This is a genomic window from Hymenobacter latericoloratus (assembly GCF_014199535.1).
Taxonomy (GTDB): domain Bacteria; phylum Bacteroidota; class Bacteroidia; order Cytophagales; family Hymenobacteraceae; genus Hymenobacter; species Hymenobacter latericoloratus.
On the sequence record NZ_JACHNV010000002.1, the window covers coordinates 945,813 to 959,203 of the forward strand.

At 59.3% G+C, this 13,391-nt stretch carries 13 protein-coding genes; 7 read left to right on the plus strand and 6 right to left on the minus strand.

What is annotated here, in order from left to right:
- Nucleotides 1–26: 26 nt before the first annotated feature.
- The 4 genes from gldA to gldG all read left to right on the plus strand — a co-directional run bounded on the left by gldA (nt 27) and on the right by gldG (nt 4,085).
- Complete coding sequence (gene gldA / locus GGU46_RS09620; RefSeq protein ID WP_183403301.1) at nt 27–935, plus strand: gliding motility-associated ABC transporter ATP-binding subunit GldA; 909 nt, start codon at nt 27–29, stop codon at nt 933–935.
- Nucleotides 936–986: 51 nt separating this feature from the next.
- Nucleotides 987–1,550 carry a hypothetical protein gene (locus GGU46_RS09625; protein ID WP_215906300.1) on the plus strand — a complete coding sequence of 188 codons (564 nt, stop codon included), beginning with the start codon at nt 987–989 and terminating at the stop codon, nt 1,548–1,550.
- A gap of 15 nt (nt 1,551–1,565) precedes the next feature.
- Nucleotides 1,566–2,291 carry a gliding motility-associated ABC transporter permease subunit GldF gene (gene gldF / locus GGU46_RS09630; protein WP_183403303.1) on the plus strand — a complete coding sequence of 242 codons (726 nt, stop codon included), beginning with the start codon at nt 1,566–1,568 and terminating at the stop codon, nt 2,289–2,291.
- Nucleotides 2,292–2,366: 75 nt separating this feature from the next.
- Nucleotides 2,367–4,085, plus strand: coding sequence for a gliding motility-associated ABC transporter substrate-binding protein GldG (gldG, locus tag GGU46_RS09635; protein WP_183403304.1), 1,719 nt, complete (start codon nt 2,367–2,369; stop codon nt 4,083–4,085).
- Between the two features lie 54 nt (nt 4,086–4,139).
- Here gldG and GGU46_RS09640 read toward each other — a convergent pair whose 3' ends face one another.
- The gene (locus tag GGU46_RS09640) at nt 4,140–4,583 is read right to left on the minus strand and encodes a BLUF domain-containing protein (RefSeq protein WP_183403305.1); all 444 of its coding nucleotides are present in this window, start codon (nt 4,581–4,583) and stop codon (nt 4,140–4,142) included.
- Between the two features lie 240 nt (nt 4,584–4,823).
- Between GGU46_RS09640 and dnaN the strand changes: the two genes are divergently transcribed.
- Complete coding sequence (gene dnaN, locus GGU46_RS09645; protein WP_183403306.1) at nt 4,824–5,948, plus strand: DNA polymerase III subunit beta; 1,125 nt, start codon at nt 4,824–4,826, stop codon at nt 5,946–5,948.
- Between the two features lie 93 nt (nt 5,949–6,041).
- Nucleotides 6,042–6,380 carry a gliding motility protein GldC gene (gene gldC, locus GGU46_RS09650; RefSeq protein WP_110977460.1) on the plus strand — a complete coding sequence of 113 codons (339 nt, stop codon included), beginning with the start codon at nt 6,042–6,044 and terminating at the stop codon, nt 6,378–6,380.
- Nucleotides 6,381–6,464: 84 nt separating this feature from the next.
- Here the strand turns inward: gldC and GGU46_RS09655 are convergent, their stop codons facing one another.
- From GGU46_RS09655 to GGU46_RS09675, 5 genes are all read right to left on the minus strand, one after another.
- Nucleotides 6,465–6,980 (minus strand): hypothetical protein, encoded by a 516-nt coding sequence (locus GGU46_RS09655; RefSeq protein WP_183403307.1) that lies wholly within the window; start codon nt 6,978–6,980, stop codon nt 6,465–6,467.
- 190 nt (nt 6,981–7,170) lie between these two features.
- Nucleotides 7,171–7,707, minus strand: a complete 537-nt coding sequence (gene dcd / locus GGU46_RS09660) for a dCTP deaminase (RefSeq protein WP_183403308.1) — start codon at nt 7,705–7,707, stop codon at nt 7,171–7,173.
- Nucleotides 7,708–7,786: 79 nt separating this feature from the next.
- Nucleotides 7,787–8,650 (minus strand): hypothetical protein, encoded by an 864-nt coding sequence (locus GGU46_RS09665; protein ID WP_183403309.1) that lies wholly within the window; start codon nt 8,648–8,650, stop codon nt 7,787–7,789.
- Nucleotides 8,651–8,896: 246 nt separating this feature from the next.
- Nucleotides 8,897–10,225 carry a glutamate-1-semialdehyde 2,1-aminomutase gene (gene hemL / locus GGU46_RS09670; protein ID WP_183403310.1) on the minus strand — a complete coding sequence of 443 codons (1,329 nt, stop codon included), beginning with the start codon at nt 10,223–10,225 and terminating at the stop codon, nt 8,897–8,899.
- A 116-nt stretch (nt 10,226–10,341) separates the two neighbouring features.
- Nucleotides 10,342–12,333 (minus strand): ABC transporter substrate-binding protein, encoded by a 1,992-nt coding sequence (locus GGU46_RS09675; RefSeq protein WP_183403311.1) that lies wholly within the window; start codon nt 12,331–12,333, stop codon nt 10,342–10,344.
- 330 nt (nt 12,334–12,663) lie between these two features.
- Here GGU46_RS09675 and GGU46_RS09680 point away from each other — a divergent pair, with 330 nt between their 5' ends.
- Nucleotides 12,664–13,350, plus strand: coding sequence for a TetR/AcrR family transcriptional regulator (locus GGU46_RS09680; protein WP_183403312.1), 687 nt, complete (start codon nt 12,664–12,666; stop codon nt 13,348–13,350).
- Nucleotides 13,351–13,391: the final 41 nt, after the last annotated feature.

Here is a 13,391-nt window from a genome sequence, read left to right on the forward strand (position 1 = left end):
GAAAACTGGTAATTGGCAACTCAACCATGGTAGAAGTTCAACAGCTTACCAAAACCTTCGGCGCCCAGGCAGCCGTGAATAACATCAGCTTCACGGCGGGCAAGGGCGAAATCCTGGGCTTTCTGGGGCCGAACGGAGCAGGGAAATCCACGACCATGAAAATTGCCACCGGCTACCTGCCCCCCTCGGCGGGCACGGTGGTGGTGGATGGCTTCGATGTGCAGACGGCCCCCCTGGAAGTGCGCCGCCGCGTAGGCTACCTGCCCGAGCACAACCCACTTTACTTGGATATGTACGTGCACGAGTACCTCGAATTCATCGGTTCCGTGCACGGCCTGAAAGGAAGCCAGCGCCGACAGCGGGTACAGCAGATGGTGGAGCGGGTAGGGCTGGGTCGTGAGCAAAACAAGCAGATCGGGGCCCTCTCCAAAGGGTACCGCCAGCGGGTAGGACTGGCTCAGGCTCTCATTCACGACCCCGGCGTGCTCATCCTCGACGAGCCTACCACCGGCCTCGACCCCAACCAGATTGGCGAAATCCGCAACCTGATTCGGGAACTAGGTCAGGACAAAACGGTCATCTTCAGCACCCACATCCTACCTGAAGTGGCGGCCCTCTGCAGCCGCGCCGTTATCATTAACCGCGGCCAGTTGGTGGCCGACTCGCCGGTAGCTGAGCTGGGTGCCCGCGCCGCTGGCGAAACTATTATTCGCGCTGAGTTTGAGCAGCCCATTGAGGTAGCCCCGCTGCAGGCTTTGCCGGGCATCAATAGGGTAGAAGCCGAAGCAGGCAACATCTACCGCATTCAGGCGAAAGGCGGCACCGACCAGCGCGGCGCCATTTCCCGCTTGGCGGCTCAGCAAGGCTGGGTGCTGCTGGGGCTGCGGCAGGAGGAGCAAAGCCTAGAGCAGGTCTTCCAGTCACTGACGAAATGAATAATATGATAATATAAGTTTGATATGCAAAATTTAAAACTAATTCGCTACTTGTCTATTTCAATTCCTGTAGTGTTTGTATTTGTGTTCGTTATATTTTTTACTAGTAACAGAGCTGTATTTAACGAGTTAGGTGTGCTGAATTTGTTTCAATATAATATTCATGGTATTAATTATCGTTTCATGCCTGTGCTATTTGGATATATTTTGTTAGGTGGTGCAATAATTGTCTTGTGGCAGCAAGTGCGTACGGTAGCTCCTAAAATCAAGCTAACTTCTTGGGTGTTTACTTTATCCGGTTTACTGCTGTTTGCACTCGGAGTTATTCCTGTGAATCAAAATTCATTTCTTGCAGAATGGGTTTCACTTGTATTTGTGTTCATCAATGTACTAGGTCTTTTATTTTTGCTTTCCAAAACTGATGCCTTCATAAATAAAATATTTATACTTTGTTTGATGGTGAGTATTTTGTATGAAGTAAGTGAAAGATTTATTTTTCTACACGGTGATATATTTGATTTTAATAAGTCACTTGTTATGTGCTTTCTGCAGTATTTGTTACTGTATAAATATCTATGTAGTGAGTTTCGGCTAACAAAGGCTAATCTTCTTTAATTGTCACCTCCCCTGATGCTGACTATTCTTCGCAAAGAATTTAACTCCTTCCTTAACTCGCCGGTGGCTTACGTGGTCATTGGGGTGTTTTTGGTGGCTACCGGGCTGTTTGTGTGGGTATTCCCGGATAGCTCGGTGCTGGACTACGGGTATGCCGATCTGCAGACGCTGTTCAACATGGCGCCCTGGATTTTTCTGTTCCTGATTCCGGCCCTTACCATGCGCACTTTTGCCGAGGAGAAGAAGGCCGGCACTATGGAGCTGCTGCTCACCCGCCCGCTTACCGACGGGCAGATTATTGGCGGCAAGTACCTAGCCTGCCTGCTGCTAGCCCTACTGACCCTGCTGCCCACGTTGCTTTATTACTACTCAGTGTACCAACTGGGCAACCCTAAGGGCAACATCGACTCGGCAGCTACCGTGGGCTCCTACCTGGGCCTGACCCTGCTGGCGGCGGTGTTTGCGGCTATTGGCGTCTTTGCTTCGGCTCTTACCCGCGACCAGATTATTGCCTTTCTGGTAGCTGTAGTGGGCTGCTTTCTGGTGTACTCAGGCTTCGATTCGCTGGCTTCGGTGTTTGATGGTGCCCCGGCGTACTACATCGGGCAGCTGGGCATTGCGGCTCACTACCGCGACATCAGCAAGGGCCTCATCGACTCCCGCGACCTGCTGTACTTCGGTAGCCTGATTGTAGGGTTATTGCTGGGTACTCGCTTGGTGCTGCAAAGCCGCAACTGGTAATCCTTTCCCTACCCCCTCATTCGGCCCCAAACCGGGCGCTGAATTCTAACTATCTGATCTGCAATACGCCGCCTTATGGCTTCACCTGCTCCCGAACCTACTACCCCGGTAACCACCCGCAAACGCCGCGACCTGACGCGCTTTGGGGTGGCCGTGCTGGGGCTGCTGCTGCTCAACTTTCTGGGCGGGCTGTTTTTCTTCCGCCTCGATCTGACGGAGGAAAAGCGCTACACCATGGCCGGGGCCACCAAGCAGCTGCTGGAAAATCTGAAGCAGCCCGTAACCGTGACGGTGTACCTGGAAGGCGACTTCCCGCCGGCCTTTCGCCGCCTGCAGCAGTCGGTGCGCGAAACCCTGAATGAAATGCAGGTGTACGGCGGAGCCAACTTGCACTACGTGTTCGTGGACCCTTCGGCCGCCGGCACCGAAAAGGCCCGCAACGAGTACTACACAACTCTGCTCAAGAAAGGCCTGCGCCCCACTAACCTCGGAGCCAACGAAAACGGCAAACGAGTTGAGAAAATCATTTTCCCGTGGGCCACGGTAGCCGCCGGTGGCAAAGAGCAGCAGGTACTGCTGCTGCGCGGCAACCAGGCCGCCCCCTCCGATGTGCGCCTCAACCAAAGCATTGAAGGCCTGGAGTATGAGTTGGCCAGTGCCATCCGTAAGCTGAACCCCGGCCAGCGCAAGCGCATTGGGGTGCTGGAAGGTCACGGCGAGCTGTCGAACCAGGAAGCCGGCGACCTGATTGGCTCCCTCCAGCAGTTCTACGACGTGTTCCGGGTAAACCTGAACCAGGCCCGCCCCCAGGACCTGAAAACCCTCAGTGCCATTATTGTGGCCAAGCCTGCTACGGCTTACTCCGAGCCCGAGAAGTTCAAGCTCGATCAGTTCATTACCCAGGGCGGCAACGCGCTGTTCTTCGTGGATGCCATGCGCGTCAACCTCGACAGCGCCAACCGGGGCGGCATGCTCTCATTTCCGCTCCAGCTGGGCCTGGAGGATATGCTGTTCAAGTACGGGGTGCGCGTGAACCCCGATCTGCTCCTGGACCTCAACTCCGGGGTTATTCCGCTCGTGACGGGTAGCCTCGGCGACAAGCCCAAGGTAGAGCCCATGCCCTGGCAGTTCTATCCGCTCATCAACAACTTCAGCCAGCACCCCGTCACGCGCAACCTCGATGCGGTGTACACCAAGTTCGTGAGCAGCATGGACACGGTGAAGGCTGTCGGGATTCGGAAAACGCCCCTGCTGTTCACCTCGCGCTACTCCCGGGTGCTACCTGCCCCCGTGCCCGTCAACCTCAACGACGCCCGCCTGGAGCCCAATCCTAAGCTGTACACGGCGCAGTTTAAGCCGGTGGGCTACTTGCTGGAAGGTCAGTTCCGGTCCTTGTTTGCCAACCGCGCCGAGCCCGGCACTACCCGCTTCCAGCCCGAAACCTCGCCCCAGGCCCGTCCGGCCAAGGTGCTGGTCGTTTCCGATGGCGACTTCGTGCGCAACGACGTGGACCCCAAAACCGGCCGGCCCTTCCGCCTCGGCTTCGACCGCCTCGCTAACACCGAATTTGCCAACCGCGAGCTGGTCCTGAACGCCGTAGACTACATGCTGGATGAGTCAGGCCTGATTGCCGTGCGCGGCAAGCAAATCACCCTGCGCCCCCTCGACAAGCTGCGCGCCATTGCCGAGCGCCGCCAGTGGCAGCTGCTAAACCTGGGGGCGCCGCTGGTGCTGCTGGGCCTATTCGGGTTGGTGCGCGCCTGGCGCCGGAAGCGGCGGTACGCCTCCTTCTAGCCGCAACAAAAAAGGAGCCGTGATGCGGCTCCTTTTTTGTTGCAGTTACCGCAGTTACAGCCGAATTTCATCCTCCGTGACGAAGCTGGTGAGCAGGGCGTGCAGCGACTCGTTTTCGTTTTCGGAGTAGGTGGAGAGGTAGGAGGAACTGGTCAGGTTGCGGTAGCCGGTAAGCTGCTGGAAGGCGGCCGGATCAACAACTTTGAAGCCCATGGACCACTGCGAAAAGTTGCGGAAGCTGATGGGGCCGTCGGCCAGCTTCAACACGTTTTGGTGGCGCTGGTCGAGGCGGATGCGGCTGAAAATGTATTCCACCTCGTGCTCCGGGCCTTCCAGCACCTGCATAATATTGCCGTGGCTGTAGAGCAGCAGGCCGGTAAGATGGTGCGCCGTATTCCAATGCCGGGACTGCGCTAGCAAGTCAGCTAGTTCCTGTTCGCTCATGGGGGTAGTAGCCGAGCTGTGATAGACAAGATGATGCAGCCGCAGAGAAGACATAGTGGGTAGTGGAAACAGGGGCGGAAAATACAACGACGCTAAATAGCAGCTATTCCGCGCTTAGTTCAATAGCTGAGTTTAACTATATTTTGTTTCGCGCCCGGAATAAGCGGCAATAGAGGGCAGCAGTGCGCGACCGGCAAGGATTGTCGGTACTGCTTTCCTGCACCGTTTCCAAACCCGCCGCCGTTCCCTATCTTTGTCCTCTTCGAAAAAACCGACCGAAACCCGCCCCGTTATATGAAATTTATCGTCTCGTCTTCCGCCCTGCTCAAGCAGCTTCAGGGCATCAATGGCGTGGTCACGAACAACCCCGTGGTGCCGATTCTAGAGAACTTTCTCTTTGAAATCGAGGACGGCAAGCTGACGATTACGGCCTCCGATCTGGAGACCAGCATGATGACCGAGCTGCCCGTAGAAGCCCGCGAAAGTGGCCGCATTGCTGCCCCGGCCCGCATCCTGCTCGATACGCTGAAAAACCTGCCCGACCAGCCCGTGACCTTCACCCTGGACGAGGAAACGTACACCATTGAAATTGCCAGCTCCAACGGCCGCTACAAGCTGGCCGGCGAAAACGCCACCGATTTCCCCCGCGTGCCGGTGGTAAAGGGCTCGGCTCCCGTGGAAATGCCGTCCTCCTCGTTGTCGCGAGCCATCAACAAAACCATTTTCGCGGTAAGCACCGACGAGCTGCGCCCCGCCATGACGGGTATTCTGGTACAGTTGGCTGATAATCAGGTGACTTTCGTGGCTACCGATGGCCACCGCCTGCTGCGCTACCGCCGCTCCGATGTGGGTGCCGGCCAGACGGCCAACATCATCATTCCGCGCAAGGCCTTTAATCTGCTGAAAGGTGCCCTGCCTTCTGAGGCGACGACCGTGCGCGTGGAGTTCAACAACTCCAATGCTTTCTTCAGCTTCAACCAGATGCGCCTGGTGTGCCGCCTGATTGATGAGCGCTACCCCGACTACGAGAACGTAATTCCGGTGAGCAACCCCAACAAGCTCATTATCAGCCGACAGGAGATTCTGAACTCGGTGAAGCGCATCAGCATCTACTCCAACAAAACCACCCACCAGGTGCGCCTGCGCCTGGCTGGCTCGGAGCTAACGGTTTCGGCCGAGGACCTGGATTTCAGCAACGAAGCCAACGAAAAGCTGGCCTGCCAGTACGACGGCGAGGACATGGAAATCGGCTTCAACGCTAAGTTTCTGACGGAAATGCTGAGCAACATCGACTCCGAAGAAATTACCCTGGAGCTGAGCACGCCCAACCGCGCCGGCCTGCTGATGCCTACTACCCCCGACGACAACGAAAGCATCCTGATGCTGGTAATGCCCGTGATGCTGAACAACTACGTTTAATCACGGTTTGACTGAACAATCCAAGCAGTTCGTCATGCTGTGCGAAGCCTTAAAACTCGCGCAGCATGACGTTCTTTTTTAATTTTTCGCAGCATGAAAAAATCTGAAATCCGCTTCAGCATTGCCCTCGACGATCAGAAGGTACCCGAGGCCATCAGCTGGTCGGCTACCGATGCGGGCCCCGATATTCACTTTGCCAAAGCCATCAACATTGCCCTTTGGGACCGGGACGAGCGTGGTACCATGAAAATTGACCTCTGGACCAAGGAAATGCCCGTTGATGAAATGAAGCGCTTCTACGTGGACACCATGGGCGCCATGGCCGAAAGCATTGTAACCGCCACCAACGACTCGGTAATGGCCACCAAAATGCGCGACCTGTGCCGCCAGCTGATGGACCACATCGAAGAGGAAGAACGCAAACAGCGCTAGTTCTGGTAGCAATACTCACCAAAAAGCCGCCCCCGGATATCCGAGGGCGGCTTTTTGGTTTGGACTTGGCTTCCGGGAAGGGTACTACTTAGTGCCGGGGGTAGGGGCCGCGGAGCGGGCCGGCCCAATGGTGGTACCGTTACTGCTGGCCGGCAACGGGTTCTGCACCGAGTTTACAAAGATAGCATCGGCCGCCTTGTTGTAGTTCATGCTAAACGCGTTGTACGTGGGGCGCGAGCCGTAGTAGTCGCTGTACTGGTCGGTGCTGAGCACGGCTTGCAGCTCCTTGTCGCGCTCCTTGCACACGGCGTCGCACTGCTGCTTGATCAGCTTGTCGTTGCCGGCGTTTCGCTGGTTGATAGCTACGATTTTAGCTTGCTTATCCTCGTTGATGGCTTGCAAACGATTTTTCTGGTAGCCATTCAGGCGCAGGTCGCGGGCCATCTGCTCCGAGAGCTTGCGGGCGTGGTCCTGCACTGGGTTGAGGCGGGCAGCGGCCGGAGTTGGTTTTTTCTGCGGGGCCTGGGCGGGCTTCTGCTGGGCATGCGCCCCCAGCGAAGCAACGAGTAAGGCAGCCGCAGCGGCAAGGTTCTTTTTCATCGGAAAGGATGCTTAAGACAGGTCGAAGTCACAGAAAGACAGTGGATTCCGATTGCTCGAAACCTCACCGTATGTCTGTTCTTAACGAAAAACTGTGCCAGTGAGTTTAGTCACCCCAAAAAAAGCGTCTGGCCCGGAGCATTGCTACCCAGCGCTTTAGGTAGCAACGCCCCGGGCCAGACGCGGGCTTCTAGAACTTGTTTTTCCACATCATCGACTCCACGGGCTTTACCGTGCGGTCGTTGTACTTGGCGTTGGCTTTGCGGTTGTAGAAGGTTTCTACGTCGCCCTGCACGGCAAAGTAAATCAGCTGGCCCACGGGCATGCGGTGATACACGCGCACGGGCATGGACACGCTGATTTCCAGGGTCCAGGTGTTGCAGAACCCAATGTCGCCTTTGCCGGCCGTGGCGTGGATATCAATGCCCAGGCGGCCGACGCTGCTTTTGCCTTCCAGGAACGGCACATGGGCGTGGCTTTCGGTGTACTCCTCGGTTACGCCCAGGTACAGGATGCCGGGCTGCAGCACGTAGCCTTCCTCGGGGATTTCAAACACGTCGATTTCGTTGTGCTTGCGGGCGTCCAGCACGGCGTCGCGGTAGGTAGCCAGGTAGCGGCCCAGGTGCACATCGTAGGAGTTGGTGCCGAGGCAACTCCGGTCGTAGGGCTCAATAACAATGTTGCCCCGCTCCATTTCGGCGAGAATCTGCTGGTCGGTAAGGATCATGCGTTCAGTTAAAAATTTAGGAATTAAAAAGTGAGAACCGGGCCTAAACCGGGCGCCAGCAGGCCAGGCTTCTTACTCTTTAATTTTCATCCTCGTAGCGGTCCTCGGGCAGCGGGGCGGGCCTACGGGTACGGGGGGCAGGAAGTTCCTGGTCTTCGGTGAGGGCATCGAGGCGGCTGCGCAGGTCGGGCAAAACGCTGGTAACCAGGTAGAGCAGCAGCAGCAGGGAGCTACCCGAAAGCAATAGGTTCAGGTAATCCATCCAGTCGTGGCGCGGGGCCGTGTCGAGGGAGCGGGGCCCGGCATACCCCGTGGCGGGCGAGGCCAGCGCCACCTCCGGCTCGGGCTGCGGATCTTCGGCGGCTACGGCCTCCGGGGTTGTGTTGGCCGAGGACGCCGAGGCGGGGTCGATATCGGCGGGCGGCACGGCGGCGCCGTCGGCGGCCAGCTCCTCAGGGGCCGGGTCCTGGGAGGCGTTGAACTGGGCGGCGCCCTGCTTAATGGCCCGCTGCAGGCTCCGGATCAGGGCAATGCGCTCGTCGCGGGGGAGCACCCGGATAAAGAACTCAAAGTTGCGGTCAACCAGAATGGTATTCAGCTGCTTCTCGAACTCTACCAGGTCGGTACGGCCCTTGCCGAAGCGGCTTTTGAAGCGGTCCGAAACGCTGTTGTAGTTCTGGAACAGCTTTTTCAGGTCGTCGCGACCGGGAAAGTTATCGAACTCCCGGCGGGCTTTGGCCGTGCGCAGCGACACCGGGAATTTGCCCCGCGCGAAGGACTTGTCGTACACGGTTTCCATGGTCCGGAAGTTCAACTCATCCACCGTGCGGTCGAAGAGGCGCTTATTGGCCGCGGCGGGCGTCTCGGTTTGTGCCAGCAACACGGCCGGCACGGCAAGCCACAGCAGCAGAAACAGCAGTAGCAACTGTCGGAATCGGGGCATAGGGCAAGAATGGTTTCGGGCAAAGGTCGGGAATTTGGGCATGTACTGCGGAAGGAAGTGCCGGGAAAGGCCAAAAATGTGCATAACCCCAGCTCAATCCCCCGTTTCCTACCCCCGATAAACGAGCAAACCCCTACCTCCGCGTTGGAAGTAAGGGTTTGTCAGGGAAGGAGAGGGTAGGGGCCCGCCGGCTTGTAACTCCAACCAGCCCCGGTGTTTCACACCTTCACCATTTCACCAACTCACCTACAAGCCGTGGGCTTCCTGCATGGATTCGCGGCAGGCCGTGAGGTAGTGGTCCACCAGGTCGTCGGTGATGGCCGTGCTCACGAACAGGGCCTCGTACTGAGCCGGCGCCAGGTAGATGCCCCGGTGCAGCATGGCCCGGAAGTAGCGGCCAAAAGCTTCCGTATCAGAAGTTTTGGCTGACTCCAGATCGGTAACGGGTTGGCTGGTAAAGAACACGCTGAACATAGAGCCCACCTGATTTACGGTGTAGTTCAGGCCCAGTTCCTGGCAAATCTGGCGGGTGCCGTCGGCAATGCGGGTAGTAATGCGGTTGAGCTCGTCGTAGAGTTCGGGGTGCTCGTTGAGGTAGGAAAGCTGGGCGATGCCCGCGGCCGTGGCAATGGGGTTGCCCGAAAGCGTGCCCGCCTGGTACACCTTGCCGGCGGGGGCCACGTTGTCCATAATGTCCTGGCGGCCGCCGTACGCGCCCACCGGCATGCCACCCCCAATGATTTTGCCGAGCGTCGTCAGGTCCGGGGTGATGCCGTAGAGCTCCTGGGCACCACCGCGTGCTAGCCGGAAGCCGGTCATCACCTCATCAAAAATCAGCACGATGCCGTGGCGGGTGCACAACTCGCGCAGGCCCTGCAGGTAGCCCGGCTGGGGCGCTACCAGGCCCATGTTGCCCACCACCGGCTCCAGAATCAGGGCGGCTACTTGGCCTTCGTTGGCCGAAATAACCGCTTCCACGGCGGCCAGGTCGTTGTAGGGGACCGTGAGCGTATCCTGGGCCACGCCCTGGGTAACGCCCGGCGAATCGGGGGCGCCCAGGGTGAGGGCCCCGGAGCCGGCCGCAATCAGGAAGGAGTCGCCGTGGCCGTGGTAGCAGCCCTCGAACTTGATGATTTTGTCGCGGCCCGTGAAGCCCCGCGCCACCCGGATGGCCGACATCGTAGCCTCGGTGCCGGAGTTGACCAGGCGTACTTTCTCGATGCTGGGCACCATCTGCTTGATGAGCTCGGCCATTTCCACCTCGCGGCGCGTGGGGGCTCCAAATGAGAGGGAGCCCTGCACGGCTTGCTGCACGGCCTCCAGCACCAGCTCCGGGGCGTGGCCCAGAATCATGGGGCCCCAGGAGTTAATAAAATCAAGGTAGCGATTCCCGTCCACGTCGGTCAGCCAGGCGCCCTTGGCCGACTGCATGAACACGGGGTGGCCGCCCACGGCCCGGAACGCGCGCACCGGCGAGTTTACCCCGCCCGGAATGTGGTTTTTGGCGCGGGTAAACAGAGCATCACTCGTGCTTAGGTGCAACTCGGGGGTAGTAGTGAGGTTGGAAGATTCCATAAGTGGGGATGTAGCGCGAAGCGCCTGCTTCGTGAGTCGTGGATGATGCTGGATAAACGGCCCCGGTAGCTGCCCCGTGCCGGGGCACAACAGCAGCTTGAGACCAGAAGGTAAACCTAACGGATGCCGACAGGGTTCAGCACTTCTACCTCCAGGCGCTCCAATTTGGTCAGGGGCACGTACTGGTTGTCGTGGCTGCCGCCGGGGTAGCCGATGCCCTGGAATACGGTGCCCGAAACCGGGCCACCGGTGGCCAGCGGCTGCTGGAAGGCCGGGCCGTGCTGGTGAAGCTGACTGGCGAAGTAATACAGCAGCTCGAAGCCGGACAAGGCAAACACCGAAGGCGGCAGGTTCTGGCGCTGGGTGTAAAGCTGGCGCACCCGGCGCGCGCCGGGGCTGGTGCGGTCCACAAACTTGGGGTGCACGAAGTACACGTCGCGGGCATCCAGCTGGCCCAGACCAATGCGGTTATTTTCCAGCCAGGAAGCGTACGTAATAAGGGGGGTGCGGGCATCCTGGGCTTTCAGTACCCCGAGGGTGTAGGGGCCGGCCTTTTTGGCGTCGGAAGCAACCACCAGGTGGCCCACCGTTTTCAGATCAACGCCCGCAAAGCCGCTGGCCAGGGATTCTTCCACGTCGGAGTTGATGCGGCGCAGCTGCAGCACGCGCCCGCCCAGCGCCTCGTAGGCCTGTTTGTAGGCTTGCCCGAACGCGGCCTCGTCCTTGCTGTCTTCGTAGAGCACCACGGCCGTGCGCGCCCCGCCCAGGCGGGTAAAAGCAAACTGGGCCGCCAGCCGGGCCTGCGTAGCCGTGCTGGGCTCAAAGAGGTAGTGCCAGGGGTTATCCAGCACCAGGTCGCCGTCCTGGGAGAGGGGGTTAACCACCACAATCTGCTTTTGCTGGGCGTAGCGGGCCAGAATCTTGCTGCCCGATTTATACACCGGCCCGATAAGCATATCCATGCCCGCCAGTTCCGGCAGGGTCAGCACCTGCTTCAGCTGCAGGGTATCGGCGCCGGTATCATAGGCGAACAGCTGCACGGGCCGGCCCTCACGCTGCAAGGAATCCTGGGCCAGGCGCATGCCGGCGTACAGGTCCGTTACAAACTGGTTTTTGCGCCGCGTTTCCCAGCTGGGGTCGTCAAACTCGAAGGGCAGCAGCACCCCAATGTTGTAGGTGCTCTTCTTCTGGGCCCGGGGGCGGGGCGTGTAGCGGGTACGGTCGAGGGTAAACTGGGCAATGAGTTGGTCGAGCTGGGGCTTGTCGGCCTCAGTGTACCACCCCCCGTTGGCAAGCTTATCGGCGTAGGCACGGGCCAGCGCAGCATCCTGAGGGTAGGCTTTTAGCAGCGTCTGGAAGGTAGCCTTGTCCTTGACGCGGGGCAGATAGACGGCCTTCATGTTCTCGCGCTCCGTCGTCAGCTGGTCGGGCGGAAGCTGGCTCAGCACGCGCAGGGCGTTGTCGAAGTCGCCCTGTTCGAAGGACACCTGACCTTGTAGAAAGAAGGCCTCGGGCAGGTTGGGCCACCGGGAGTACTCGGTGCGCAGCAGGTTCAGCATCTGCTCGGCTTCGGCCCATTTTTTAGCCCGGCTAGCCGCCACGGCGTAGAGGTAGGCCGCTTCCGGGGCCCGCTGAAACTGGCTGCCGGGGGCCGTAATGGGCTGCAGCTCCTGCAGGGCCAGCTCGTAGCGGGTTTGGTCGAGCAGGGTTTTGCCGTTGCGGTAGCGGGTGGCCGGGTCGGCGGAGCCCAGGTTGGCCGGTAAAGGTGGTCCCGTGGGGGCGGCCGGTTTCGGCGTGGCAACGGGGGTAGCCGGCCTGGCCGTGGTGGCCGGTTTGGTCGCGGCCGGTGCAGCCGGTTTGGCCGCTGGCTTGGCGGTGGTGGCCGGTTTAGCCGCGCCCGGTTTAGCAACCGCACCCTGACCGGGTTTGGCGGAGCCAGCTGGGGTAGCAGAAGCCGGGCGGGTAGTAGGCGCCGGAGCAGAGGGTTTGCCGGTAGCAGCAGGGGTAGGGGCCGGCTTCTTGGCGGGAGCCTGCTGGGCCCCCACGGGCCCCGACCAGGCAAGGCCGCCGCAGAGCACGGCAGCAGACAGGAGAGAGTAAAGCCTCATACGTGAGGAGCCAAATCAGGTAGGCAGGAGGAACCACGAGTTGCAACGCCGCAACTCGCCGGGCAAAGGTACGCAGATACGCCGGGGAAGATGTACCAAGGGCTGGAAAGCGGAAAAAGCGACCGATCCGCGCATTTTTAATCGAAACTTAAGCTCCATTTAATTTGGTCTTAAGTTCAGCAGTAGGAGCAATACCTACCTTTGCAGTGTAGAATCCGCCGCCAGCAAAACGGGACTCAACTGGTCCTGAGTGGCTGAATACTACCCTTACATGAAAGTAATACTATCAACGGCAATAGTAGCTTCCCTTTGGGCCAACTGCCTACCTGTATGAGTACCTCGCTGCGCATAGAAGTAAACTGCAGACTGTACCTGCGCGACCCCCAGGAAACGGAACTGGGGCGTCGGCTGATAGCGGAAAGCGTCCGGCTGATTGACGAAATCGGGCTGGAGCAGTTTACCTTCCGCAAGCTGGCCCAGCGCATGCAGTCCACGGAAGCCTCCTTGTACCGCTACTTCGAAAACAAGCATCGGCTGCTAGGCTACCTGGTGTCGTGGTACTGGGCCTGGCTGCGGTTTCAGATCCGGTTTCACACCCACAACGTACCGGCTGCCGCCCGGCGCCTGCGCCTGATTCTGGAAATTCTGACCCGCGCCCACCGCGACGACCCCACCACCACCGAGCTCGACGAGGCTGCCCTCTACCGCATCGTGGTCCGGGAGTCCTCGAAGGCTTACCTCACCCACGAGGTGGATGAAGACAACCAGGCCGGGCTGTTCCGGGAGTACAAGTACCTGGTGGCCGATATTGCCCGCGTGGTGCAGGAGCTGAGTCCCGCCTACGCCTACCCCCACGCCCTGATCAGTACCGTGGTGGAAGCCGCCCAGAAGCAGCTCTTCTTCGCCCGGCACCTGCCCTCCCTGACTGATACCTCGCCCGACGCTACCGAGCAGTGTATTTACTGCTTTCTGGAAGGACTGCTGTTCGGGGCGCTGCACCCGCCGGAGCCGGCCTGACCCGCTTCGGTTCCTACCTCCTCCTTGCACCTCAACCCTTT